Annotated in this window: 22 protein-coding genes and 1 tRNA gene; 10 read left to right on the forward strand and 13 right to left on the reverse strand. The window is 72.0% G+C overall.

All coding sequences use genetic code 11. From position 1 onward, the window contains the following. The first annotated feature begins 114 nt into the window (after positions 1 to 114). Complete coding sequence (locus tag C7S10_RS17425) at positions 115 to 1,431, forward strand: MFS transporter (RefSeq protein ID WP_108345708.1); 1,317 nt, start codon at positions 115 to 117, stop codon at positions 1,429 to 1,431. A 6-nt stretch (positions 1,432 to 1,437) separates the two neighbouring features. Here C7S10_RS17425 and C7S10_RS17430 read toward each other — a convergent pair whose 3' ends face one another. The 5 genes from C7S10_RS17430 to hutH are packed head-to-tail and all read right to left on the reverse strand — an operon-like array spanning position 1,438 to position 6,670. Continuing rightward, a complete protein-coding gene (locus C7S10_RS17430) occupies positions 1,438 to 2,043 on the reverse strand; it encodes a phosphoribosylanthranilate isomerase (protein ID WP_108345709.1) in 606 nt (201 codons plus the stop codon). Further along, positions 2,043 to 3,059, reverse strand: coding sequence for a M48 family metallopeptidase (locus tag C7S10_RS17435; protein WP_108345710.1), 1,017 nt, complete (start codon positions 3,057 to 3,059; stop codon positions 2,043 to 2,045). The genes C7S10_RS17430 and C7S10_RS17435 overlap by 1 nt, the downstream gene beginning before the upstream one ends. Before the next feature lie 40 nt (positions 3,060 to 3,099). Beyond that, on the reverse strand, positions 3,100 to 4,767 hold the full coding sequence (gene hutU, locus C7S10_RS17440; protein ID WP_108345711.1) for a urocanate hydratase: 1,668 nt from the start codon (positions 4,765 to 4,767) through the stop codon (positions 3,100 to 3,102). Further along, positions 4,764 to 5,123 (reverse strand): nuclear transport factor 2 family protein, encoded by a 360-nt coding sequence (locus C7S10_RS17445; protein WP_108345712.1) that lies wholly within the window; start codon positions 5,121 to 5,123, stop codon positions 4,764 to 4,766. The genes hutU and C7S10_RS17445 overlap by 4 nt, the downstream gene beginning before the upstream one ends. Continuing rightward, entirely contained in the window at positions 5,120 to 6,670 is a 1,551-nt protein-coding gene (hutH, locus tag C7S10_RS17450; protein WP_207769442.1) for a histidine ammonia-lyase, read from the reverse strand. The genes C7S10_RS17445 and hutH overlap by 4 nt, the downstream gene beginning before the upstream one ends. 121 nt (positions 6,671 to 6,791) lie before the next feature. Between hutH and C7S10_RS17455 the strand changes: the two genes are divergently transcribed. From C7S10_RS17455 to C7S10_RS17475, 5 genes are all read left to right on the forward strand, one after another. After that, entirely contained in the window at positions 6,792 to 7,469 is a 678-nt protein-coding gene (locus C7S10_RS17455; protein WP_108345714.1) for a hypothetical protein, read from the forward strand. A 2-nt stretch (positions 7,470 to 7,471) separates the two neighbouring features. Then, complete coding sequence (locus C7S10_RS17460) at positions 7,472 to 8,227, forward strand: IclR family transcriptional regulator (protein ID WP_108345715.1); 756 nt, start codon at positions 7,472 to 7,474, stop codon at positions 8,225 to 8,227. Positions 8,228 to 8,609: 382 nt separating this feature from the next. Beyond that, positions 8,610 to 12,257 carry a heterodisulfide reductase-related iron-sulfur binding cluster gene (locus C7S10_RS17465; RefSeq protein WP_108345716.1) on the forward strand — a complete coding sequence of 1,216 codons (3,648 nt, stop codon included), beginning with the start codon at positions 8,610 to 8,612 and terminating at the stop codon, positions 12,255 to 12,257. A gap of 169 nt (positions 12,258 to 12,426) precedes the next feature. Beyond that, complete coding sequence (locus C7S10_RS17470; protein ID WP_108345717.1) at positions 12,427 to 12,960, forward strand: toxin-antitoxin system HicB family antitoxin; 534 nt, start codon at positions 12,427 to 12,429, stop codon at positions 12,958 to 12,960. A gap of 79 nt (positions 12,961 to 13,039) precedes the next feature. Next, positions 13,040 to 13,861 carry a DUF4097 family beta strand repeat-containing protein gene (locus tag C7S10_RS17475; RefSeq protein ID WP_165807208.1) on the forward strand — a complete coding sequence of 274 codons (822 nt, stop codon included), beginning with the start codon at positions 13,040 to 13,042 and terminating at the stop codon, positions 13,859 to 13,861. Between the two features lie 146 nt (positions 13,862 to 14,007). On the opposite strand, the gene C7S10_RS17480 is transcribed toward C7S10_RS17475, so the two are convergent. From C7S10_RS17480 to dcd, 7 genes are all read right to left on the reverse strand, one after another. Then, complete coding sequence (locus tag C7S10_RS17480; RefSeq protein WP_243395450.1) at positions 14,008 to 14,961, reverse strand: siderophore-interacting protein; 954 nt, start codon at positions 14,959 to 14,961, stop codon at positions 14,008 to 14,010. Beyond that, positions 14,958 to 15,776, reverse strand: a complete 819-nt coding sequence (locus C7S10_RS17485) for an ABC transporter ATP-binding protein (RefSeq protein WP_108345719.1) — start codon at positions 15,774 to 15,776, stop codon at positions 14,958 to 14,960. Before C7S10_RS17485 ends, C7S10_RS17480 begins: the two co-directional genes overlap by 4 nt. Beyond that, entirely contained in the window at positions 15,773 to 16,780 is a 1,008-nt protein-coding gene (locus tag C7S10_RS17490; protein ID WP_207769443.1) for a FecCD family ABC transporter permease, read from the reverse strand. The genes C7S10_RS17485 and C7S10_RS17490 overlap by 4 nt, the downstream gene beginning before the upstream one ends. Positions 16,781 to 16,842: 62 nt before the next feature. Continuing rightward, positions 16,843 to 17,865 (reverse strand): FecCD family ABC transporter permease, encoded by a 1,023-nt coding sequence (locus C7S10_RS17495; protein WP_243395451.1) that lies wholly within the window; start codon positions 17,863 to 17,865, stop codon positions 16,843 to 16,845. Between the two features lie 23 nt (positions 17,866 to 17,888). Continuing rightward, on the reverse strand, positions 17,889 to 18,941 hold the full coding sequence (locus tag C7S10_RS17500) for an iron-siderophore ABC transporter substrate-binding protein (RefSeq protein ID WP_108345720.1): 1,053 nt from the start codon (positions 18,939 to 18,941) through the stop codon (positions 17,889 to 17,891). 64 nt (positions 18,942 to 19,005) lie between these two features. After that, complete coding sequence (locus tag C7S10_RS17505; protein ID WP_108345721.1) at positions 19,006 to 19,641, reverse strand: Pr6Pr family membrane protein; 636 nt, start codon at positions 19,639 to 19,641, stop codon at positions 19,006 to 19,008. After that, positions 19,641 to 20,216 (reverse strand): dCTP deaminase, encoded by a 576-nt coding sequence (gene dcd, locus C7S10_RS17510; protein WP_108345722.1) that lies wholly within the window; start codon positions 20,214 to 20,216, stop codon positions 19,641 to 19,643. Before dcd ends, C7S10_RS17505 begins: the two co-directional genes overlap by 1 nt. A gap of 63 nt (positions 20,217 to 20,279) precedes the next feature. Here dcd and C7S10_RS17515 point away from each other — a divergent pair, with 63 nt between their 5' ends. Both C7S10_RS17515 and C7S10_RS17520 read left to right on the forward strand, forming a co-directional pair. Continuing rightward, complete coding sequence (locus tag C7S10_RS17515; protein WP_108345723.1) at positions 20,280 to 21,041, forward strand: SGNH/GDSL hydrolase family protein; 762 nt, start codon at positions 20,280 to 20,282, stop codon at positions 21,039 to 21,041. A gap of 40 nt (positions 21,042 to 21,081) precedes the next feature. Then, a tRNA-Gly gene (locus C7S10_RS17520) sits at positions 21,082 to 21,154 on the forward strand. A gap of 423 nt (positions 21,155 to 21,577) precedes the next feature. On the opposite strand, the gene C7S10_RS17525 is transcribed toward C7S10_RS17520, so the two are convergent. Next, positions 21,578 to 22,312 (reverse strand): DUF305 domain-containing protein, encoded by a 735-nt coding sequence (locus C7S10_RS17525; protein WP_133176552.1) that lies wholly within the window; start codon positions 22,310 to 22,312, stop codon positions 21,578 to 21,580. Between the two features lie 186 nt (positions 22,313 to 22,498). Between C7S10_RS17525 and C7S10_RS17530 the strand changes: the two genes are divergently transcribed. Then, the gene (locus C7S10_RS17530) at positions 22,499 to 23,677 is read left to right on the forward strand and encodes a hypothetical protein (RefSeq protein WP_108345725.1); all 1,179 of its coding nucleotides are present in this window, start codon (positions 22,499 to 22,501) and stop codon (positions 23,675 to 23,677) included. Next, positions 23,677 to 24,738, forward strand: a complete 1,062-nt coding sequence (locus C7S10_RS17535) for an LptM family lipoprotein (protein ID WP_108345726.1) — start codon at positions 23,677 to 23,679, stop codon at positions 24,736 to 24,738. Before C7S10_RS17530 ends, C7S10_RS17535 begins: the two co-directional genes overlap by 1 nt. Positions 24,739 to 24,755 lie beyond the last annotated feature (17 nt).

Below are 24,755 nucleotides of genomic sequence, written 5' to 3' on the forward strand. Positions count from 1 at the left end.
CGTCCCTCCGGGGGCGGGCCACGCCGCATTTCGGCGGCGGGCGTTTCGGCCTGGGATGGTGATGTCCGATATCGACTCGTCGGTCGTCGGTGCCAGCGGGCAGGATGCGCTCTCGTGAGCGAGTCGAGCGTGGAGCGTCCCGGCGTGAGCGAGTTCTGGTCGTCGCTGTCGACCGAGGGCCGGTGGCTGCTCTCCACCGTCGTCGTCCAGACCCTGGGCCGCGGCCTGACCCTCCCGTTCACGATCATCTACATGAACGAGGTCCGCGGGATCTCGCTCGACCTCGCCGGCCTCCTGATGGCCTTCATCGCCGTGGTGGCGCTGGCCGTCACCGGCCCGGGCGGCGTGCTGGTCGACCGTGTCGGGGCCCGCCGGATGCTGCTGTTCTCCACCTCGTGCCAGCTGGTCGGCTGCGTGGTCATCGCCTTCGCCACCACGCCGCTGCTCTTCGCGCTCGGCTTCGCGTTCCTGGGCATCAACTTCGGCGTCTCGTGGCCGGCCTTCAACGCGCTGGTCGCCGCGGTGACCACCGGCGAGACGCGCCAGCAGTACTTCGGCATCAACTTCGCGCTCATCAACCTCGGCATCGGCGTCGGCGGGATCATCGGCGGTTTCTATGCCGACGTCACCGACGCGACCACCTTCACCGTGATCTTCCTGGCCGACGCCGCCTCGATGCTGGTGCCGATCCTGCTGCTGCTCGGACCGCTGCGACACGTGCAGGGCCTGGCCGAGCGGCCCGCCGACGACGACGCACCCGGCTCCTACCTCGCGATCCTGCGGCAGCCGGCGGTCGTGTGGCTGACGGCGCTGACCTTCCTGGGGACGTTCGTCGGCTACGGCCAGATCGAGGCCGGGCTGCCGGCGTTCGCGCGGTCGGTCAACGAGGTGTCGACGCGCGTCATCGGGTTCGGGTTCGCGGTCAACACCGCCACGATCGTACTGCTGCAGTTCGTCGTGCTGCGGAGGATCAGCGGGCGGCGCCGCACGCGCGTGCTCGTCGTGATGACCGCCCTGTGGGCCGTGGCGTGGCTGACCCTCGGGCTGACCGGCGTGGTCGCCGGCACCCTCGCCGCGGCGATCGGGGTGCTCGCGTTCAACGGCGTCTTCGCGCTCGGCGAGACCCTGCTGCAGCCGACGATCCCGGCGATCACCAACGACATGGCCCCCGACCACCTGAGGGGCCGCTACAACGCCATCAGCGCCGGCGCCTTCCAGGCCGGCACGATCCTGGGCCCGGTCGTCGCCGGCGTGATGATCGACCACGGCTGGTCGTGGGCCTTCATCGCGATGATCGTCGCCGGCTGCTCGGCGATGGCCGTGCTCGCGCTCGTCGTCGAGCGGCTGATCACCCCCGCCGTCAACGGGATCGCCGGTCCCGCCGCGCCGCTGACCGACCCTGCGACCGGCGAGCAGGTCGTCGCCGACTGAGGGCTGTCAGCCGGCCGAGCGTGCGGCGGCCACGAAGGCCCTGATGGCGTCGTGGTCCTTGACCCCGCGGGCGCCCTCGACCCCGCTCGACACGTCGACGCCCCAGGGCGCGGCGAGGTGGATCGCCTCCGCGACGTTGTCCGGGCGCAGGCCGCCCGCCAGCAGCCAGTCGCCGTCGGGTCGCCGCGCCGCGAGGGCGCCGAGGTCCCACCGCTCCCCCGATCCCGCCCGGGGCGCGTCGAGCAGCAGCAGCTCCTCGTCCCAGGCCCCGACGTGGAGGTCGGTGTCGTCGCGCAGCGACGTCGCCCGCCACACGCGGCCGAAGTCTCGGTGCGCCTGCGCGAAGTCGTCGCGGGTGTAGCCGCCGTGGAGCTGGAGGACGTCCACGCCGACCCGGTGCGCCGCCGCGACCGCCTGCGCGACCGGCAGGTCGCTGACCACCAGCGCGGTCACAACCTCGCCGCGCACCGAGTCGACGATGGTGGAGGCGGCCTCGACAGGCAGGTCGCGCGGGCTGCCCTCGCTCATCACGACGCCGACCGCGTCGGCCCCGGCGTCGACCGCCACCCGCGCCGAGTCGACGGTGTCCAGCCCGCAGACCTTGACGAACATCACTCGGTCCCGCGGGAGCCGAACTTCTCGTCGATCCACAGCTTGGCCGACCCCATGAACCCGGCGACGTCGTGCACCATCCGCCCGAGGGCGTCCTGGGTGTTGGCGAAGGCCGTCGAATAGCTCTTGGCGGCGTCCTGGGCGGCGTCGCTGACCTTCGCCTCGGCGTCGTCCTCGCGGCGGGGGTAGGTGCCGCGCAGGATCGCGGTGTAGTCGCCCGACTCGGTCCAGCGCCGCAGCTCGGCGGCCCGGACCACGTTGAAGGGGTGCGTCCGGTTCTCGACCAGGAACATCTTGAGCACCGAGTCACGCAGGTCCTCGGTCTCCTCGTACTCGGAGGCCTGGGCGAAGAACGAGGTGATGTCGAGGTCGTCGAGGTGCCCGCCGCTGGCCAGCTTCATGTGGACGCGGGTCGCGACGGCCGGGTCCTGGGTCGCCAGCAGCCCGGCCCGGTCGGCCGACAGCTCCGACTTGCGCGACCACTCCCGCAGCGCGGCGATGAGCGCGCGGATCCCGAGCGCGCCGCCCGGCAGGGCGTAGAAGATCCCGCTGACGTTGAGCAGCCGGTGCAGCAGCGTGTGGTAGACGGCGTGACCGCTCAGGGCGTGCCCGAGCTCGTGCGCGATGACGAACCGCAGCTCCTCGTCGTCGAGCAGGTCGACCATGCCGGAGTTGATGACGATGACGGGCTTGTTCATGCCGATCGTCTCGGCGTTGAACGCGGGACTGGCCCGGACGTAGAGCTCCGGCAGGTCGGTCGCGTCGAGGGTGGCCCCGACGTCGGCGAGCAGGTGGTGGAGCCGGGTGAACTGCCGCTCGTCGGCCTTGACCGCCGACCCGAGGAGCAGCAGCCGCCACTGGCGCTCGTTGACCAGCCCGTTCAGGGTCTTCAGGACGGTGTCGAAGCCCTTGAGCTTGCGCAGCGCGACCAGCGCGCCACGGTCCGCCGGGTGCTCCCACGCCCGGGAGCTGATGCTCGTGAGACGGACACGGGACCTGGTCACGTTCTTGGCCATGCCGGGATCCTTGCACGGCGCTCCGAGCGCCGGAGGAGAATCAGCCCTCCGTCATCGGGATCCGCACACCTCGCTCGGCCGCGACCTCGGCGGCGCGGTCGTAGCCCGCGTCGACGTGGCGGATGACGCCCATGCCCGGGTCGTTGGTGAGCACGCGCTCGATCTTCTCGGCCGCCAGCGGCGTACCGTCCGCGACACAGACCTGTCCGGCGTGGATCGAGCGACCCATCCCGACGCCGCCGCCGTGGTGGATCGAGACCCAGGTGGCGCCGGACGCGGTGTTGACGAGCGCGTTGAGCAGCGCCCAGTCGGCGATGGCGTCCGAGCCGTCCTTCATCGCCTCGGTCTCGCGGTACGGCGAGGCGACCGACCCGCAGTCGAGGTGGTCGCGGCCGATGACGACCGGGGCCGTGAGCTCGCCGCTGGCGACCATCTCGTTGAACTTCAGCCCCGCGAGGTGGCGCTCGCCCTGGCCGAGCCAGCAGATGCGGGCGGGGAGCCCCTGGAACGAGACCCGCTCGCCGGCCATCGTGATCCACTTGTGCAGGCGCTCGTTGTCGGGGAACAGCTCGAGGATGGCGCGGTCGGTGGCGGCGATGTCGGCGGGGTCGCCGGACAGGGCGGCCCAGCGGAACGGGCCCTTGCCCTCGCAGAACAGGGGGCGGATGTAAGCGGGCACGAAGCCGGGGAAGTCGAAGGCGCGGTCGAAGCCGCCCTTGCGGGCCTCGTCACGGATCGAGTTGCCGTAGTCGAAGACCTCGGCGCCGGCGTCCATGAAGCCGACCATCGCGGCGACGTGGGCGGCCATGGCGGACTGCGCGGCCTTGGTGAAGCCGACGGGGTCGGCCTCGCGCTGGGCCTGCCACTCCTCGAACGGCACGCCGACGGGGAGGTAGAACAGCGGGTCGTGGGCCGAGGTCTGGTCGGTGACGACGTCGATCGGCGCGCCCTGCTCGAGCAGCGCCGGCACCATCTCGGCGGCGTTGCCGAGCACGCCGATCGAGAGCGGGCGACGCTCGTCACGCGCCTCGATCGCCATCGCGACGGCCTCCTCCAGCGAGGCGGCCTGCACGTCGAGGAAGCGGTGCTCGATGCGGCGCTCGATGCGCGACTGGTCGCACTCGATGCAGATGGCGACGCCGTCGTTCATGGTGACCGCGAGCGGCTGCGCGCCGCCCATGCCGCCGAGACCGGCGGTCAGCGTGATGGTGCCGGCGAGCGTGCCGCCGAACTTCTTGTCGGCGACGGCCGCGAAGGTCTCGAAGGTGCCCTGCAGGATCCCCTGCGTGCCGATGTAGATCCAGGAGCCGGCCGTCATCTGGCCGTACATCGTCAGGCCGAGGTCCTCGAGGCGGCGGAACTCCTCCCAGTTGGCCCAGTCGCCGACGAGGTTGGAGTTGGCGATCAGCACGCGCGGCGCCCACGCGTGGGTGCGCATCACCCCGACCGGCTTGCCCGACTGCACGAGCATCGTCTCGTCGTCCTCGAGGTCGCGCAGCGTGCGCACCAGGGCGTCGTACGCCTCCCAGCTGCGGGCCGCCTTGCCGGTGCCGCCGTAGACGACGAGGTCCTCGGGCCGCTCGGCGTTGGCCGGGTCGAGGTTGTTCATCAGCATCCGCAGCGGGGCCTCGGTCTGCCACGACTTCGCGGTCAGCTCGGTGCCGGTGGCGGCGTGGATGGGCAGGCGGGGGTTGGTCGAGTCGTTCACTGGTTCTCCTCGGGAGCAGGGATGTCGTCGGTCCACACCTCGACGAGCTCGGTGATCAGGCCGTCGACGACGGTCAGGAAGCTGGCGACGTAGAAGGCGACGTCGTCGTTGAAGACGTGCGAGCGGAGGACGGCGCGGTCGCCGGCCACGACGAGGTCCTCCGGGACGAACCGCACCAGGGCGGGGTAGTCGGCGTTGTACGCGACCCACTCGTCGCGTGTGAAGGCCTTGCCGTCGTGCCGGTAGTCGCCACGGAAGTCGGCGGCCAGGAGGGCGGCGAGCTCGTCCCAGTCGCGCTGGTCGATGCGTCGGGCGAAGTCGCGCGCGACCTGCTCGACGCTCGCGGGGGTGCTCACGCGAGCTCCCCGACCACCGACTCGGCGGCGGCGAGGACGGCTCCGGAGGCGACGAGCTGGACGGCGGTCTCGATCTCGGGCGAGAGGTGCCGGTCGGGACCGGGACCCTCGATGCCCGCCTCGCGCAGCGCGGCCACGACCGCGGCGGTCGCCGGCGACGGCGTCAGCGGGGCGCGCATGTCGAGCGCGCGGGCGGCGGTCAGCACCTCGATCGCGACGACGCGCGTGAGCCCGTCGACCGAGCGGCGCAGCTTGCGGGCCGCCGACCAGCCCATGGAGACGTGGTCCTCCTGCATCGCGCTCGAGGGGATCGAGTCGACCGAGGCCGGGTTGGCGAGCCGCTTGAGCTCGGAGACGATCGCGGCCTGGGTGTACTGCGCGATCATGTGGCCCGAGTCGACGCCGGGGTCGTCGGCGAGGAACGGGTTGAGCCCGTGGCTGCGGGTCTTGTCCAGGAACCGGTCCGTACGCCGCTCGCTGATCGAGGCCACGTCGGCGGCGACGATCGCCAGGAAGTCCAGGACGTAGGCGACCGGGGCGCCGTGAAAGTTGCCGTTGGACTCGACGCGACCCTCGTCGGCCAGCACCACCGGGTTGTCGACGGCCGAGGCGAGCTCGCGACCGGCCACCACCGCGGCGTACTCGACCGTGTCGCGGGCGGCGCCGTGCACCTGCGGCGAGCAGCGCAGCGAGTAGGCGTCCTGCACGCGGTTGCAGTCGCCCGTGCGGTGCGAGGCGACGATGGCGGAGTCGGCCATCAGCGAGGTCAGGTTGGCGGCGGACTGCGCCTGCCCGGGGTGCGGGCGGATCGCGTGGAGCTCGGCGGCGAACACCCGGTCGGTGCCGAGCTGGCCCTCGACGCTCATGGCGGCGGCGATGTCGGCGGTCCGGAGCAGCATGCGCAGGTCGCTGATCGCCATCACCAGCATCCCGAGCATGCCGTCGGTGCCGTTGATCAGCGCGAGACCCTCCTTGGCGGCCAGCTCGACCGGAGTCAGTCCGGCGTCGGCGAGCGCCTCGGCGGCCGGCACCAGCTCGCCGGCCGCGTTGCGCACCGAGCCCTCGCCCATCAGCGCGAGGGCGCAGTGCGAGAGCGGCGCGAGGTCGCCGGAGCAGCCGAGCGAGCCGTACTCGTGCACGACCGGCGTGATGTCGTGGGTGAGCAGGTCGGCGAGGAGCTGGGCGGTCTCGCGGCGTACGCCCGTGTGGCCCGTCGCCAAGGTCGAGAGCCGGAGCAGCATCAGCCCGCGCGTCACCTCGCGCTCGACCTCCGGGCCGGAGCCGGCGGCGTGTGAGCGCACCAGCGACTTCTGCAGCTGCGCCCGCATCTCGGTGGGGATGTGCCGGGTCGCGAGGGCGCCGAAGCCGGTCGAGATGCCGTACGCCGGGGTCTCGGCGGCGGCGAGCACGTCGACCACCTCCCGCGCCCGGTCGATGGCGGCCAGGGCGTCGTCGCCCAGGGTGACGGTGGCCCCGTCGCGAGTGACGGCGATGAGCTCGTCGAAGGTGACCGGGCCGGTGCCGACGATGACGGGAGCGAGTGACATGTCGCTCATCCAACTCCCGGGGAGCACCCTGCACCACCCACTCCTCCACGCTGCGTGTCTCGGATGCGAGACACCCCGAGGGAGGTGGCGTATGGACGGGCCGCGCCCCTAGGTTGGATTGATGACCACCTCGCAGATCGTCTGGACCATCGTCATCGTCGTGCTCGTGCTGGCGATCGCCGGCGTCGTCGTCGCCTCGATGCGCAAGCGCAACCGGGAGGACAACGCCGCGAGGGCGCAGGAGCTGCGGCGCGACGCCGACACCCGCGCCGCCGGCCTGCCGGACGCGCAGGCGCAGGCGGAGCAGGCGGAGGCCCGCGCCGAGAAGGCCCGCGCCGAGGCGGCCCGCGCCGAGGAGGAGGCCGCCGTGGCCCGCACCGAGGTCGACCAGCAGCAGGCCCAGCACGAGGACCAGATCCGCGCCGCCGACCGCCTCGACCCGAACGTCGACCACCGCGCCGAGGACTACACCCCGGCCGCGGCCACCCCGGCCGGCCCCTCGGACATCCCGGCCGACCCGGCCTACGCCGACCCGACCACGGGCCGCGCCACGCCCGGAGCGGCGACCACGCCGAGCCGCGCCGACGACGGCGGGCCCGACACGATCCTCGACGCCGACGACCACGCCGCGGACTCCCGGGCCACGGACGACCGCACGCTCGACGACCGCACCACCGAGACCGACACCCGCCCCGACGGCACCTCGGTGACCCTCGGCTCCGAGGACGGCACCACGACCGACACCACGACCGACACGACCGACACGACCGACACGACCGGTGGCACCCACCGGGCCTGAGCATGACGCAGGTCCCCGCAGCCACCCGCACCCTGCGGGTGCTGCGGTTCCTGGCCAGCCAGCCCTACCCCGTCGCCCTCGACCGCATCGCGAGCGCCTGCGACCTGCCGCGCAGCACGGCCTACCACCTGGTCAACGCGATGATCGCCGAGGGCTTCGTGGTGCACCTCGAGGACGAACGCCGCTACGGGCTGGGACTCGCGGCCTTCGAGGTCGGCAGTGGCTTCTCCCGCCAGGAGCCGCTCCAGCGGGTGGCCCGTCGTCCCCTCGCCGCCCTCGTCGACGCGACCGGGCTCAGCGGCCACCTGGCCGTCCTGCACGGCAACGACGTGCTCTACGTCCTCGAGGAGCGCGCACCGGGCCGCCCCCCGCTGGTGACCGACGTCGGCGTGCGGCTGCCCGCCCACCTGACCGCCAGCGGCCGAGCGATCCTGATGGCGCTGCCCAGCAGCCAGGTCCGCGCGCTCTACCCCGATCAGTCGGCCTTCGTGGAGCGGCGCGGCAGCGGACCCACCACGCTCTCGGCGCTGCGCCGACTGCTGAGCGAGTCGCGGCAGCGCGGCCACGCGGTCGAGGACGGCGAGGTGTCCGACGGGCTCGCCAGCGTCGCCTCGCCGGTGCTCGACCACAACGGGCACCCGGTCGCGGCTGTCGCGCTCACCTTCGCGCACGGCACCCCGTCGGACCGGGCGGCCGCCGGCGTGCAGGCGACGGCACTCGAGCTGACGCGGCGCCTGGGCGGGGAACGCCGGAAATAGATGGCGGCCGACCTGCTCCCTCGGAAAAGAGCCGGCCGGCCGCGTCGGACGATCATGCGAATCGACCATGACTGCGGCGTGGAAAACCACTCCGCGGACCCCCCCGGATCCAGGTCTCCTCGATCTTCCCCGCCGTGGCGGGTCGAATCCGAACTGATGACAGCCTCGCAAGTCGCCGCCCACAGAGGTTCCACTGCGGCCCCACGGTCGGGTAACAACTGAAGGTTCAACGTGGCGTGTCGAGGCATCCAGGGTCGATGGGTGCGATAGCGCGACGTTACCGACAAGTAGGATCCATGTCACGGGAACGAGCCCTCGCCACACGGCCTCGTGGCCATAGGCTCCATGACACGCACGTCCTGATCGAGGAGAGCAGTCCTTCATGCAGATCTTTGCCATCGCCGTCTCGCTGGCGCTGACCGTCGCCGCGGTCGCGCTGCTGGTCCCCGCCGTACGCCGCATGCTCGGCGTGATCCGCAGCGGCCAGCCGGCGCCGGGGCGCTCCGACAACCCGGTCGGGCGCGCGACGACGATGCTCAAGGAGACGTTCCTCCACACCCGGATGCTGCAGTGGCACTGGGTCGGGATCATGCACTGGTTCGTCTACGCGGCGTTCCTGTTCCTCAGCACGGCCGTGCTGGCGGCGTACTTCCAGCTCTTCGAGCCGTCGTTCGCCTGGCCACTGATCGGCCACTGGTACCCCTACGAGTGGTTCAGCGAGCTCATCGGCCTGCTCAGCACGGTCGGCATCGTCTTCCTCATCGTCTACCGCCAGTTGCACCACCCACGCAGCGAGGGCCGCAAGAGCCGCTTCTTCGGCTCGAACTTCTGGCAGGCCTACTTCGTCGAGGCGCTGGCGCTCCTCGAGGGTGGCGCCATCCTCTTCGTGCGCGCCGCGGAGTGGAAGCTCGACGAGGACGCCGGGCGCAGCCACTACCCGCTCGCCTCCTGGATCGGCGACGCGCTCTACACCAACGACCCCGAGACCCTCGAGAACCTCATCTACGCCATCGCCGCGTTCAAGATCGCGCTGGCGATGATCTGGCTGATGGTGATCGCCCGCAACATCACCATGGGCATCGCGTGGCACCGCTTCACGGCGTGGTTCAACATCTACTTCAAGCGCGAGTCAGACGGGGGTACGGCGCTGGGCGCCATGAAGCCCCTCACGTCGGCCGGCCAGGCGATCACCCTCGACGACATCGACGACCTCGACGAGGACTCCGTGCTGGGCGTCGGCTCCGTGGAGGACTTCTCCTGGAAGGGCATCCTCGACTTCACGACCTGCACCGAGTGCGGCCGCTGCCAGTCGCAGTGCCCCGCGTGGAACACCGAGAAGCCGCTGTCGCCCAAGCTGCTGATCACCAGCCTGCGCGACCACGCCTACGCCAAGTCCGACGGCGACGAGGCCCACGCCGAGCGCGCGCTGATCGGCTCCGGCACCAAGGGCGAGAGCGGCGGCACCGTCGGCACCGACGTCCTCGACTACTTCTACAACCCCACCGACGCCGCCTTCGTCATCGACGAGGACGTGCTGTGGAACTGCACCTCGTGCGGCGCCTGCGTCCAGCAGTGCCCCGTCGACATCGAGCACGTCGACCACATCATGGACATGCGTCGCTACCAGGTGCTCGTCGAGTCCAACTTCCCCGCCGAGCTCAACGGGCTGTTCAAGGGCCTCGAGAACAAGGGCAACCCGTGGAACATGTCCGCCTCGGCGCGGATGGACTGGGCCAAGGGCCTCGAGTTCGACGTGCCCGTCGTCGGCGAGGACCTCGAGTCGCTCGAGTCCGTCGACTGGCTGTTCTGGGTCGGCTGCGCCGGGGCGTACGAGGACCGCGCCAAGAAGACGACCCGCGCGGTCGCCGAGCTGCTCGACATGGCCGGTGTCTCCTTCGGCGTGCTCGGCAACGGCGAGACCTGCACCGGTGACCCGGCGCGTCGCGCGGGCAACGAGTTCGTCTTCCAGGGGCTCGCGCAGCAGAACGTCGAGACCTTCAAGGAGTACAAGGTCAAGAAGGTCGTCTCGACCTGCGCCCACTGCTTCAACACGCTCAAGAACGAGTACAAGGACTTCGGCATCGAGCTCGAGGTCGTCCACCACACGCAGCTGCTCAACCGGCTCGTGCGCGAGGGCAGGCTGACGCCGGTCAAGGACGGCGCGGGCGCCGCGAAGCGCTCGATCACCTACCACGACCCGTGCTACCTCGGTCGCCACAACGACGTCTACACGCCGCCGCGCGAGCTGCTCGAGATCCTGCCCGGCGCCGAGTTCACCGAGATGGAGCGCAACTCCGAGAAGTCCTTCTGCTGCGGCGCAGGCGGCGCGCGCATGTGGATGGAGGAGAACATCGGCGAGCGCATCAACCTCAACCGCACCAAGGAGGCCGTCGGCACCGGTGCCGACCAGATCGCCGTCGGCTGCCCGTTCTGCCGCGTGATGCTCTCCGACGGGCTGACCGCCGAGCAGGCCGCCGGCAACGCCCGCGAGGAGGTCGAGGTCCTCGACGTCGCGCAGATGCTGCTCGCCTCGGTGAAGGGCGAGCAGGCGACGAAGGCCGCACCCGGTTCCGCGTCCGCCGCAGCCCCGGCCACCGCCGCTGCTGGTACGGCGACCGCCACCGCCGCGACCGACGTCGCCACCAAGGACGAGCCGGAGGCCGGCGACGTCACCGTCACCGAGGACACCGTCACCGAGACCGCCGACGCCGGCCCCGCCGCCAAGGCGTCGGGTGGGTCGTCGCTCTTCGACACCCCCGAGGCAAAGGCTCCCGCGTCCGGCGGCTCGCTCTTCGACACCCAGGCGTCCGAGGCGGCGAAGAAGCCCGAACCCGCGTCGAGTGGGTCGCTGTTCGACACCCCCGCGCCCGAGAAGCCGGAGCCGAAGGCCGAGCCGGCCGAGCCGGCCGAGCCGGCCGAGCCGGCCGAGGCGAAGGCCGAGCCGGCCGCGAAGCCGGCCGCCGACCTCGGCTCCGGCGGGTCGCTCTTCGACCTGGCCGAGCCCAGTCCGGCACCGGCCCCTGCTCCGGCCCCTGCACCCGCGCCGGCTCCTGCTCAGGACGAGGCGAAGGCCGAGCCGGCCGAGCCTGCCGCCAAGACGGGCGCCGACCTCGGCTCCGGTGGCTCGCTGTTCGACATCGCCGCCCCGGCTGCAGCAGCGCCGGCCGCGAAGCCCGCCGAGCCCGAGCCGACCCCCGACCCGACCCCCGAGCCCGCAACGTCCGACGAGGCGGCTGCCGCGACGACCGAACCGCCGGACGTCCCCGAGGCGGAGGCAGCGCCCGAGGCAGAGACACAGCCCGAGGCAGAGGCACAGCCCGAGCCCGCTGCTCCGGCGGCGTCGTCCGGCACCGTCAGCACGCCCGCCACCGCGATCCCCGAGGGCGGCTCGCTCTTCGACCTCGAGGCACCCGCGCCCGTCGCGGCAGCACCGAAGGCCACCGAGCCCGAGGCGGCGACCCCCGAGCCGGAGCCCGTAACGTCCGACGAAGCGGCTGCCCCGACGACCGAGGCGTCGGACGTCCCCGAGGACACCGGCACGACGTCCGACGAAGCGGCTGCCCCGGCGACCGAGGCGTCGGACGTCCCCGAGGCGGAGGCAACGCCCGAGCCCGAGGCGGCGACCCCCGAGGCGGAGGCAGCGACGTCCGACGAAGCGGCTGCCCCGACGACCGAGGCGTCGGACGTCCCGCAGCCCGCCGAGCCGGCCGAGGACACCGAGCCGCGCGAGGATCTCTCTCCCGGGGCAGCGCTCAGCCAGGCGGCCACGTTCGCGCCGGAGGGCGACGACCCCGAGACGGTCCCCGACGCCGACGACGCCCCCGAGGCACAGCCCGAGCCGGACGCGGACGCCCCGAGCGAAGAGCCCGCCGAGGAGCCCGTCGAGGAGCCCGCCGACGAGCCGACCGAGCCCGACGCACAGACCCAGCCGGAGACCACCGCACCGGCAAAGCCGGCCGGCGGTGGCGCCGTACACACGCCGAAGACCGACGTCGACATCACCGCGGCGGACTCGCTCTTCGACCTCTGAGCACCCGAGCCCGCACCGGGTAACGCCACCCAGCAGGCACTCCCGCCCCCACTGACGGGGGCGGGAGTGCGCATTTCGTGGCGTTACCCAGAAGCAACGCACCATCCTGACACCACTGTGACGTCAGAATTGCTTGACGTGACGTCATCGTGGTGTCAGAGTGATGCGCATGGACATCACGCCGTACGTCGACTCCCTCCGCCGGGACCTCATGGCCGCCGCCGAAGCGGGCGGCGACGAGGTGCGCCAGGCGGCCGAGCGGCTGACCTTCGCCCTCGACCCGAGCGCCCGCCTCGCCCTGATGGAGGCCATCTCCCAGGCCGCGGCCGAGATCACCGCCGAGCTGCCGGACGGCGGCGTCGACGTGCGGCTCAGCGGCCGCGAGCTCGACTTCGTCGTCGACATCGCCCCGTCTGCGCCGGCCGTCCCCGCCCCGCCCGCGCCGCCGGCGCCTCCCTCCCCGGCCGACGAGGACGAGGGCCTGGCCCGCGTCACCCTCCGCCTCCCCGAGTCGGTCAAGGCCCGCGCGGAGGAGAAGGCGGCCGCCGCCGGCCACAGCCTCAACACCTGGCTGGTCAACGTCGTCCGGGCTGCCACCAACGACCACGCCGTCAGCGTCGACATCGACCTCTCGAGCCTGCCGTTCTTCGGCCAGGACTCCTCCCGCCAGTCGGGCAAGCGCCGGATGACCGGCTGGCAGTAGCACCCGCAAACGCCGTCAAGCAGCACGGCCGACCAGCACCCAGGCTGGTCGGTAGGACTCTCACACCCTGGAGACACCCGTGGAACGCACCTTCGAGACACCCAACCCGATCGAGCTGTACGTCGAGAGCCACTCCGGCCTCATCACGATCACCGCCGCCGACGTCGACCGCACCGAGGTGACGATCACCGGCAGGCACGCCGAGGACTTCCTCGTCGAGCAGCGCGGGGACCAGGTCCAGGTCGTCGCCCCGCGCCCGGCGATGGGCTTCCTGGCAGGCAACGGCCACCGCTCGCAGGTCACCGTCCTGATGCCCGCCCACAGCGCGCCGACGGTCAAGACCGGCAGCGCCGACACCGTCCTCCACGGACCGCTCGGCGGGCTGTGGGTCAACACCGGCTCCGGCGACGTCAGCGCCGAGCTCGTCGACGGCGCCTCCGAGGTCGTCAGCGGCTCCGGCGACGTCCGCGTCACCGAGCTGCGCGGCCATGCCCGGATCAAGAGCGGGTCGGGTGACGTCACCGTCGACCGGTGCGACGACCTGAGCGCCTCGACCGGCTCGGGCGACGTACGCGTCGACACCGCCGTCGGCCAGCTGGCGATCAAGACCGGCTCCGGCGACGTCCAGATCGGCGAGGCCGCCGACGACCTCTCGCTCTCCACCGGCAGCGGCGACCTCTCCGTCGACGTCGCCCGCAAGGGGCGCTACGTGGTCAAGGGGGCCAGCGGCGACGTCCGCATCGGCGTCCCCGCCGGCACCCCGGTGTGGACCGACATCACCACGCTCTCGGGCCGCGTCCGGTCCGACCTGACCCCCGTCGGCGCGCCGGCCGAGGGCCAGGACCACCTCGAGATCCGCGCCACGACCGCCAGTGGCGACATCGTCCTCCAGCAGCGTTGACCGACCACACAACAAGGAGCACCGCCATGTATGCACGCACCGAGCTCGAGCTGATCGCCCGTCACCACCTCGCCGAGCGCCGCACGGAGGCGACCGGCACCCGCCGCAGCCGGGCCTTCACCCGGCGCACGTCCTGACCGACCGGGTCAGGACTTCATCGCCACACCCCGGCGCCAGTAGCCCATGAAGGCGACCTGGCTCCGGTCGATGTGCAGCTCGTTGACCAGGTGGCGGCGCAGGCCCGTCACCACCTTCGACTCCCCCGCGATCCACGCGTAGAGCCCGTCGAGCTCGTGGCCGACGGCCCGCGCGATCGCGATCTCCTCGCCCGAGGAGGAGTAGGACGGCGTCTCCCACAGGTCCGGGTCGACCTCCTCCGCCGCGACCTCGACGGTCGCGCCGGGCAGACCCAGGTGGGCCACGACCTCGTCGTGCAGCCGCTCGCCCAGCGGCGCGGACTCGCGCGGCAGCCACGTCACGCTGACCCCCGCGGGGGCACGCACGTCGAGGATGTCGGCGGCCGTCGGCACCTCCATGAACGCGGCGCCGGTCGCGGTCGGAGAGAGCTGCTCGAGGATCGTGCAGACGGCGGGTACGGCGGTCTCGTCGGCCACCATCAACAGCTCGGCGCCCTCCGTGGGGGCGAACTCGATCCCACCGAAGTCGAAGCCCTGCCGCGGGGCGATCATCACCACGCGGTCACCGGGGGCGGCGGCCGCGGCCCAGATCGAGCCGGGCCCGACCTCGTCGCCCTCCAGGTGCAGCACGATGTCGACGACGATCGTCGTCGCGGCGCCCGAGCCGCGCACGTCGCGGATCGTGTAGGTGCGCATGTGGCCGCGCTCCTCGGTGGGCTGGTCGAGCCAGGTCGACATCCACGTCTCGTCGGCCTCGGAGACGTCGCTGATGCCACCGGTCACCGGGTCGGGGAAGACGAGCTTGAAGCGCTGGTCGTAGCGGTCGCCCTCGACGCCGTACTCCCCCAGCTCGTCGCCACCGAGCTCGATCCGCACGAAGCTCGGGCTCAGACGCTCGACCGAGACCACCTCCACCTCGGTGAGCAGCATGGGCAGGACGGCGTCGGTGGTGCTCATGGTCATGAGATCTCCTGGATCGTGCGGTGCTCGGTCGTGCGGTGCCGCGAGACGGGCACCACCAGTGGGGTGTGCGAGACGGGGTCGTCGATGACGCGGTTGTCGAGGCCGAACACGGCCCGGACGACGTCCTCGGTGACGACCTCGCGGGGCGTGCCCTCGGCGACGACGGTGCCGGCGCGCAGGGCCACGAGGTGGTCGGCGTAGCGCGCCGACAGGTTGAGGTCGTGCAGCACCATCACGATGGTGGTGCCGCGACGGGCGTTGAGGTCGGCGAGCAGGTCGAGCATCTCGACCTGGTGGGCGACGTCGAGGTAGGTCGTCGGCTCGTCGAGCAGGAGCAGGTCGGTGCCCTGCGCGAGCGCCATGGCGATCCAGACGCGCTGCCGCTGGCCACCGGAGAGCTCGTCGACGGCGCGGTCGGCGAGCTCGGCGGTGCCGGTCAGCTCCATCGCCTCCTGCACCGCGGCTCGGTCCTCGGCGCTCCAGCGGGTGAAGACGCCCTGGTGGGGGTGCCGTCCACGACCGACGAGGTCGGCGACGGCGACGCCGTCGGGCGCGATCGGGTTCTGCGGCAGCAGCCCGAGGACCTTGGCGACCTCCTTGGTCGGGCGCCGGTGGATCTCCTCCCCGTCGAGCAGCACCGCGCCACCGTGCGGTCGCACCAGCCGGGCCAGCCCCTTGAGCAGGGTCGACTTCCCGCACGCGTTCGGCCCGACCACGACGGTGACCTGCCCGTCGGGGATCGCCACGCTGACCTCGCGCACGACCGTGCGGTCGCCGTAGCCGAGCGTCACGGCCTGGGTGAGCAGCCTGGTCATCCGGTCCTCCCTGTCGCGGCGCCGCGCGCCAGCAGCCACAGCAGAAACGGTCCGCCGACCGCCCCGGTCACGATGCCGACGGGCAGCACCGTGTTGGGGATGAGGTACGCCGCCACGTAGTCGGCAAGGAGCATGAGCACCGCGCCGACGAGCGCGCCGGCGACGAGGCTGTGCCGTCCGCCCATCAGCGAGCGGGCGATCGGGCCGGACATGAAGGCGACGAACGCCACGGGTCCCGCGGCGGCCACGGCGGCCGCCGTGAGCAGCACCCCGACGAGCAGCAGCAGGTCGGTGCGGTGGCGCCCCACGCCCAGTCCGGCCGCGGCGTCGTCGCCCAGCTCGAGGGCGGGCAGCGCGCGGGCGAGCACCGCGAGCAGGGGAAGCAGCACGGCCAGGGCGAGCGCGAGCACGCCGATCGTCGGCCACTGCACGGAGTTGAGGCTCCCGACCAGCCAGCGCAGCGCCAGCTGCACGTCGTAGGTGTTGGAGCGGGCGAGGAGGTACTGCACCACCGAGACCATTGCCGCCGCCACGCCCACGCCGACGAGCACGAGGCGGTAGCCGCCGGTCGTGCCGGCGACCCAGCGCACGACGCCGGAGATGACGACCGCGCCGACGATCGCGAAGACGGAGACCGCGTCGTCGCGCAGCCCCAGCGTCAGCACCGCGAACACACCCGCGGCGCTCGCCCCCAGGCTGACGCCGACGATGTCGGGGCTGGCGAGGGGGTTGCGCAGCAGCATCTGGAAGAGCGACCCGGCCGTGCCGAGCGCCAGCCCGACGAGCACGGCCATGACGGCCCGCGGCAGCTTCGTCTCCATCAGGATGAAGGTCGAGACGGGGATCTGCTCGCCGAAGAGGATGCGGAAGAAGTCCGGGACGGTGAACGTGTAGTCGCCGAGCAGCACCCGCGCGGCGAAGGCGGCGACGAACGCCGCGCCCAGGCCGGCGAGAGCGACCCGGCGTCGACGGGCCCGACCGGTCGCGACTGTCAGGGTGTTCACAACGGGGTCCCCGCGGCGTTGTTCGGAGGAGCGCAGCGGGGGAGAAGAACGTCGTGGGGTGTTCACAGGCCCATCCGTCCGCGGCGCACGAGCAGCAGGAAGAAGGGCACGCCGAGGATCGCGGTCATGATCCCGACCTGCACCTCGGACGGCGGCAGCACCACGCGGCCGAGGGTGTCGGCGAGGAGGACCAGCGCAGCGCCGTACCCCGCACTGAGCGGCAGCAGGTGGCGGTGGTCGGACCCGGTGCGGGTGCGCACGAGGTGGGGCACGATCAGGCCGACGAATGCGATCGGGCCGGCGGCGGCGGTGGCGGTGCCCGCCAGCAGCACGATGACCAGGCCGACCAGCAGCCGGTCGCGCGTGGTGTGGCGTCCGAGGCCCTGGGCCATCTCGTCGCCGAGGGCCAGTGCGTTGAGGGTGCGGCTCAGCGCCAGCGCGAGCAGTCCTCCGACCAGGAAGATCGGCGCCAGCGTCACGACCATGTCCCAGGGCCGGCCACCGATCGAGCCGACCTGCCAGCGGCGCATCACGTCGAGCGCGGTCTGGTCGACCAGCTGGACGGCGACGGTCCAGCTGCTCGCCGCCGCCGCGAAGGCCGCGCCGGCCACGGTGAGCTTGGCCGGGGTCGCGCCGTCGCGGCCGATGCCGGCGATCGCGTGCACGGCGACGGAGGCCACCGCGGCGCCGATCAGTCCGAGGACGACGTAGGCCTGCAGCCCGCCGACGCCGAGGTAGGAGATGCCGAGCACGATCGCGAGGGCGGCGCCGGCGTTGATGCCGAGGATGCCCGGGTCGGCCAGCGGGTTGCGGGTCAGGCCCTGCATGCAGGCGCCCGCGAGTCCGAGGGCGGTGCCGACGAGCAGGCCCAGCGCCGTACGCACCGCACGCACCTCCAGCACCGTGCGGTCCGGCCCGTCGTGGAACAGCGCGGACGGCGAGATGAGTCGCGAGCCGAGGAGGACCGACGCGACGGCGGCCACCAGCACCAGGGCGAGCATCACGGCGTACGCCGTCGCCGGGCCGGCCGCGGAGGTGCTCCGCGGCCGGTCCAGTCGTCCCAGCCCGGTGGTGGTGACCGCCATCGTCTCTGTCCGTCAGTCCCGGATCAGGGGGTGGAGCCGTCGCCGTCGATCGCCGCGGCGACCTTCGGGATGAACATGTCCATCGCCACCGGGAGCGACAGCGGGGACGGGGCGGAGAGGCCGATGGACTCGATCGGGTCGACCTGGGCGTACCACCGGTTGTCGGCCACGGCCGGGATCTGGTTGACCAGCGGGTTGTCCGCCAGCTCCTTCACGTTGGCCTCGGAGGTCGCGTAGGTGAGGAACACGTCGGCGTCGAGGTCGGCGGTGCGCTCGGCGGAGATGTTGAAGAGGAACTGGCCGGGCTTGCTGCGCTCCTCGACGAGGGCGGAGTTCTCCATGCCCAGCTCGACGAGCAGGCGCGGCCGGTTGTCCATCACGGTGTAGACGTAGAACGACGACGGGTCGGCGTTCGGGCCGGCGTAGGTGAAGGTCGTGCCCTCGAGCTGCGGGAACTCCTCGGCGGTGTCCGCGAGCACCTGCTCGGTCTCGGTCTTCACCTCGGCGGCGAGCTCGGAGCGGCCGAGCGCCTGGCCGACCATCTCCAGCGACTCCTGCCACGTCGTGTTGTACGGCGCGTTGGGGTAGGCCACGACGGGGATGCCGGCGTCGGTCAGCTGGTCGTACTCGTCCTGGGTGATGCCGGACTGGGTGGCGGTCACCAGGTCGGGCTGGAGCCGGACGATCTTGTCGACCGGGACGCCGTCGGCGGTGCTGAACCGGGTCGGCTGCTCGGCGCCGTCGATCTCGCCCAGTGCCTCGTCGAACCAGTCGGAGGACGAGTTGGCGTTGCCGGCGTACTCGATCTTGTCGGCGCCGACCGGGACCACGCCCAGCGAGAGCGGGTAGTCGGCCTCGGCGTAGCCGACGGCCACGACGCGGGTCGGGGCCTCCTCGATCGTGGTCGAGCCCAGCGCGTGCTCGATCGTGACCGGGAACGCGTCGGCGTCGACCTCGGTGGTGGCGGTGGGCTCGTTGGCCGAGTCGCTCGCGTCGGTCGTCGAGCCGGTGCTGCAGGCGGTCAGGGCGGCCACCGCGAGGGCGGCCGCGGCGCCGAGGCGCAGGGTGCGGGTCATGGGGAACTCCGTGGTTAGGGATGCCTTAGTGAGGCGAGCCTAACTTAGGTTCCACTTACCCCCGTCACCGCGTCCGGGACAAGCGCTCGTCGCCCTTCCAGGCCAGCACCGCGAGCGCGACGAAGAGCACCGCGATGCCCAGGCAGGTGAGGGCCACCGAGGCGTACCCGTGCTTGTCCGTGTTGAGGAACGGATAGGGATACCAGTTCACGATCTCGCCCCGGACCAGCGTGTAGACCAGCCACAGGATCGGGAACACGAGCGCGGGCAGCAGGTCGCCCCGACGGACCCGGTCGCGCGGCCCGAAGAACACCCATCCGGCCACGGCGAGCACGGGCACCACGACGTGCAGCAGGTTGTCGGCGAGGAGGTCGGCGCCGTCGAGCTCGTAGGTCCCCTTGAGCAGCACCTGCACCACGACGAAGGTGACGGTGATGCCGATCAGCCCGTCGAGCCGGAGCAGCCGCCACCACGTGGTGTCGCGGTCGCGGGCCAGCGCGATGGTCCAGCTCGACCAGGCGACCAGCGCGTTGGACAGGATGGTGAAGTAGCCGACGAAGCGGACCAGTCGTTCGCCCAGCTCCGGCGGGTCGGTCTCGTTGAGGACGTTGGCGCCCCGCCAGACGAGGACCACCTGGAGGACGAGGGCGGACGTCGCGACCAGCGCCGTGACCATGTGCCACCACCGTCCCCGGGTCATCAGATCGCCGTACGGTGGAAGCCCTGGAAGCTGCGGCTCGGCGTGGGGCCGCGCTGTCCCTGGTAGCGCGAGCCATACTTCTCCGAGCCGTAGGGGTGCTCGCTCGGCGAGGTGAGGCGGAAGAAGCAGAACTGGCCGATCTTCATGCCGGGGTAGAGCTTGATCGGCAGCGTCGCGACGTTGGCCAGCTCGAGGGTGACGTGGCCGCTGAAGCCGGGGTCGACGAAGCCGGCGGTCGCGTGGGTCAGCAGACCGAGGCGACCGAGGCTGGACTTGCCCTCGACGCGGGCGGCGATGTCGTCGGGGAGGCTGACGACCTCGTACGTCGAGCCGAGCACGAACTCCCCCGGGTGCAGGATGAACGGCTCGTCGCCCTCCGGCTCGACCTCGCGGGTCAGGTCGGACTGGTCGGCCGCGGGGTCGATGTGCGGGTAGCGGTGGTTCTCGAAGACGCGGAAGAAGCGGTCGAGGCGCACGTCGATGCTCGACGGCTGCAGCATCGCCGGCTCCCACGGGTCGAGGGCGATCCGCCCGGCGTCGATCTCGGCGAGGATGTCGCGGTCGGAGAGCAGCACGGGGGCAGCCTAGTGAATCGACACCGATTGGGACGGCTCGCGCACGGATTGGACAATGGCCGGGTGACCTTCCACCGCTACGTCGCGCTTGGCGACTCCTTCACCGAGGGCGTCGGCGACCCCGACCCCTCCCGTCCCAACGGTCTGCGCGGCTGGGCCGACCGCGTCGCCGAGGCGCTCGCGGTCGACAACCCCGGCTTCACCTACGCCAACCTCGCGATCCGCGGCCGCAAGCTGCCCGCGATCCTCTCCGAGCAGCTCGAGCCGGCGCTCGCGCTCGAGCCCGACCTCGTCACGATCCACGGCGGCGGCAACGACATCCTGCGCCCGCGCGTCGACGTCGACGGGCTCATCGCGTCGTACGACGACGCCATCGCGCGCCTCGTCGCCACCGGCGCGCACGTCACGATGTTCACCGTCTTCGACCCGGGCCCGACCGGGGTCTTCGCCGCGATGCGCGGCCGGTTCGCGCTGTTCAACGAGGGCGTGCGCGAGATCGTCGACCGCCACGACGTCACGCTCGTCGACATGTGGCGCATGCGGGACGCCGACATCGCCGCGATCATGGACACCGACCGGATGCACCTCAACGCGTACGGCCATCGCGACCTCGCCCGCCGGGTCCTCGACGTGCTCGGCGTGGACCACGCGCTCGAGCGGCTCGACGCGGAGCCGCGACCGCTGCTCGGGCGACGCGACCAGACCGTGCAGAACCTGCGGTGGACCCGCGAGTTCCTCGCCCCCTGGATCCACCGGCGCCTCACCGGCCGCTCGTCGGGCGACACCGTCTCGCCCAAGCGTCCGACGCTGGCTCCCGTCGACTGATCGGTGCCGGCACGCGTCGGGTACGATTCCGGCGCATCCTGCGGATGTAGCTCAGTTGGTAGAGCGCGACCTTCCCAAGGTCGATGTCGCGAGTTCGAGTCTCGTCATCCGCTCCGAGCGAGATCCACTCAGCCCGCGACGAAGTCGCGGGCTGAGTTGTCTCGCGAAGCGGCGCAGCCCGGCGTCAGCCGGGCAAGCCGACCAAACAAGCACCGCGCGACGAAGTCGCGGCCGTCTGCTCGCGAAGCGGCGCAGCCCGGCGAAGCCGAGCAAGCCGGCCTTTGGTCCACCGGCCCCGCGACGAAGTCGCGGCCGTCTTGCCCGCGAATCGGCTAGGACGGCGGCTGCGCGTCATCGGTGAACGCGGCCCGCATCCGGAGGTCCCGTCGGGGATCAGCGGGGGCGCAGCAACCGTTGACAGCCCGTCCCCCTCGGGCTGACATCCAGGCTGCCAGGGCCACCAGGAGGATGAATCCAGCAGCGGCCAGGTGCGCCATCCATTCCTCCGTTCGGGTACGTCGCGGGCAACAGAAGCCTCACATACCTCCGGGCATCCCGCGAGGCATCGCACCGGCGCCGCCGCCGCACACGCCGTGCTGCCAGCCGCCCTCGAACCACGCTCGCAGCCAGCGACGCATCTGGACGACCTCGGCACGCTGCTCGTCGCGGATGGTCTCCGCCAGGACCTCGACCGGGTCATGGGTTGCCACGCCGCGCATCAACAGCTGCTGCGACATCATGACTGCGCGCATGTGGTGCCCCAGCATGTCCTCCAGGAACGCCCGGTCGAGCCGGTCACCTTCGAGGCCGGTCAGGTCCCGCATCATCGGCTGATAGTCCACCTGCCCCGAGCGGTCCGGATACCAGTCCGCCAGCCACTCCTGCATCTGGTCGATCTGCGCGCTCTGGGAGCCGACGATGGCTTCACCGAAGCTGCGCATCTGGGCACGCTCGGAACGCTCCAGCGCCTGCGCAGCGACCACCGCTTCCTCATGGTGGGCGATCATCTCGGCGAGGTAGGTGTACTCGCCACCAGCCCGCATCCCATGTGTGGCGCCGGAGCCGGACACCATCCCGCCCGGTCCCCGCCAGCCCCGCCGTTGGCCCTCACCCGACCGGTCCGTCCGTCTGTCCCACTGCGAGGACATCATGCCGTCACGGCGATCGAACCGGTCCCCGTCATCGTGTGTGACCCTGACGGCCACGGCGGCAGCCACACTCGCCATCAGTGCAACCAGCACAGCCACCAGCACAGCAACGTGGCTTCTCATCACGGCCTCCCAGCCTGGGTCCTGCTCCCACCCTGCGGCCGCTCGGCAGGACGCCCCAGTGCCATGCGGCCCCACACCCCCGCCACAAGACCCTGCGGCCCCTGTGACGGGTGGGGAGGTTGCGACTTCTGTGACGAGAGGGGACAGTGGGACGCGCTCACGTTGTCCACAGTGAGGTCTTCCCCCATGCACCCCCGTCCCCGTCCACGCGTACGCCGCAGCGCCGCCGTCGGCATCGGCGCGCTCGCGCTGCTCCTCGTCGCCGTCCCGTTCCTGCCCGACAGCGGCCGCGACGGCGCCGGCCGCCCGGACCTCGAGCGGAGCGCCGGCAGCGGCATCGCGCCCGAGTCGCAGGCGGAGATCGAACGGGTGGTCGCGGAGGGCGAGAGCCTGACGGTGGACGGCCGCTCGTCGACGTACGCCCTGGCGATCGCGGCGACGCGGTGCGCGGTGTTCGAGGGCCAGCGCTACTGCCTGGGCCTCGGCTGGACCACCCGGACGCAGCAGGAGGCGGCCGAGGCGCTCGCCGCCGCACTGGCGACCGACCCGTCGCGGGCCGGCGACGTCGAGCAGCCCGAGCAGACCGGCGACCTCGACCCGACGACGGCCCTGCGCCAGCGGGCCGCGATGTCGACGAAGGACCGCGCCAGGGTCGAGCGCGCCGAGCTCGAGACCGCCGCCCGGTCGGTCGCCAAGGTGTGGGAGATCCGCCACGAGATCCAGGGCGTGCCGCTGCCCGACGACTTCGCGCTGCGCCACCCCGAGACCGCGATCGCCGCCCGGGCCAAGCCGCGCAAGCACCCGCGCGCCTTCAAGATCCTCGACGAGCGACACGTCCGCCCGCAGAACCTGACCTACTACTGCGGCCCCGCCACCGCGCAGATGATCGGCTGGGGCTGGCGCGAGCGCCGGCAGGGGCAGGCCCTGTGGGCCGACAAGCTGCACACCTCGACCGCCGGCACCTCGATCTCCGACATGGTCCGCGTCGTCAACCACAACACCGGCTACGACAACGACGACCACGCCGGCCCCTACGTCGTCCTCGACATCGGCGACTTCACCTACCTGCAGTGGTGGCGGCTGATGAAGCGCCACATCCACGGCTACAAGGCGCCGATCGTGCTCCACCCGATCCTGCACAAGAAGTTCTTCCCCTACCTCGACGACGACGCGTCCGGCCACTTCCAGGTCGGCCGCGGCTACCGCCGGACCCAGGACGGCAGCAAGCTCATCGGCTACTTCGAGCCGTGGGACCAGAGCCGGTTCGACCCCACGGAGCCGCGGATCGCCCGCACCCAGTGGCAGTCGGCCTACAAGAGCTTCCGCGCCAACCAGGCGCACTTCCAGCACAACCTGGGCGTCTGATGCGACGCGGGGTCCGTACGGCGCTCGCCGCCACCACGCTCCTCGTCCTCGCCGCCTGCGGGGCGGACGACGAGCCGACCGCCGAGCAGACGAGCACCCCGACGCCGACCGAGTCCGAGACGCCGATCGAGACATCCGGCCCCCTCGACTGGCAGCCCACCGGCCGCTCCCCCGACGCGCGGGTGGTCGTCGGTGAGCGCTGGACCGCGATCGCCGGCGAGTCCGACCTGCGCTTCGAGAGCAACGCGGGCGACGCCGACGACGTCGTGCTGCCCGACGACAGCGGCGGCAGCGTGGACGCCGTCCTGCTCGACGGCGACTCTGCCGTCGTGTCCTACGGGTTCGGCGGCGAGACGACCAGCGGGCTCGGCTACCGCGTCGACCTGACGACCAGCGAGCAGACGGAGATCGTGACGCCCGAGCCGGCCAACGGTGGCGACTGGGCGCGGCTCGGCGACAGCGTCCACTACCCCGGGCTCGGCGAGGGCGGAGTGGCGTGCCTGGCCACGCTGTCCGTCGCCGACGGCAACGGCGAGGACGGCTGGTGCCCCTCGGGCCGGGTCGGGATCGCCGAGCTCGAGGCCAACGAGGACGGCGTCGCCGTGATGCTCTTCGACTACGCCAGCCGGGTCTCGTGCCGCACCCTCGCGCTGCTCGACCAGTCCGGGATCCCCCAGCCCGTCGACGGTCCGGCCGAGTGCACCGGTTGGGACATCGCTGCCACGAGCACCGGCATCGTCTGGTCGGAGGTGACGAAGCCCAAGCGCCAGGAGGTCGCGCAGTTCCACGCGCGGACGGACAGCGGCACCGAGGACCTCGGCCAGGGCAGCACCGGGACGCTCACCTCCTGCGGCGGCGACACCTTCTTCGTGAGCGATCCAGCGACGCGGACCGACCCGGCCCGCCTGATGCGCTGGGACGGGGCCGAGCTCAGCGTCGCCTACGAGTCGACGTCGAGAGGCAACGCCTTCCTCGGCCGGCCCGAGTGCGCGGACGGCATCCTGACGATCTCCTCCTTCGGCGAGGACGGCGACGAGCAGGTCTCGGCCCACGTCGGCTAGGGCCGGTGCGAGACACT

Origin of the sequence: Nocardioides currus (genome assembly GCF_003057875.1) — a bacterium.
GTDB classification, from domain to species: domain Bacteria; phylum Actinomycetota; class Actinomycetes; order Propionibacteriales; family Nocardioidaceae; genus Nocardioides; species Nocardioides currus.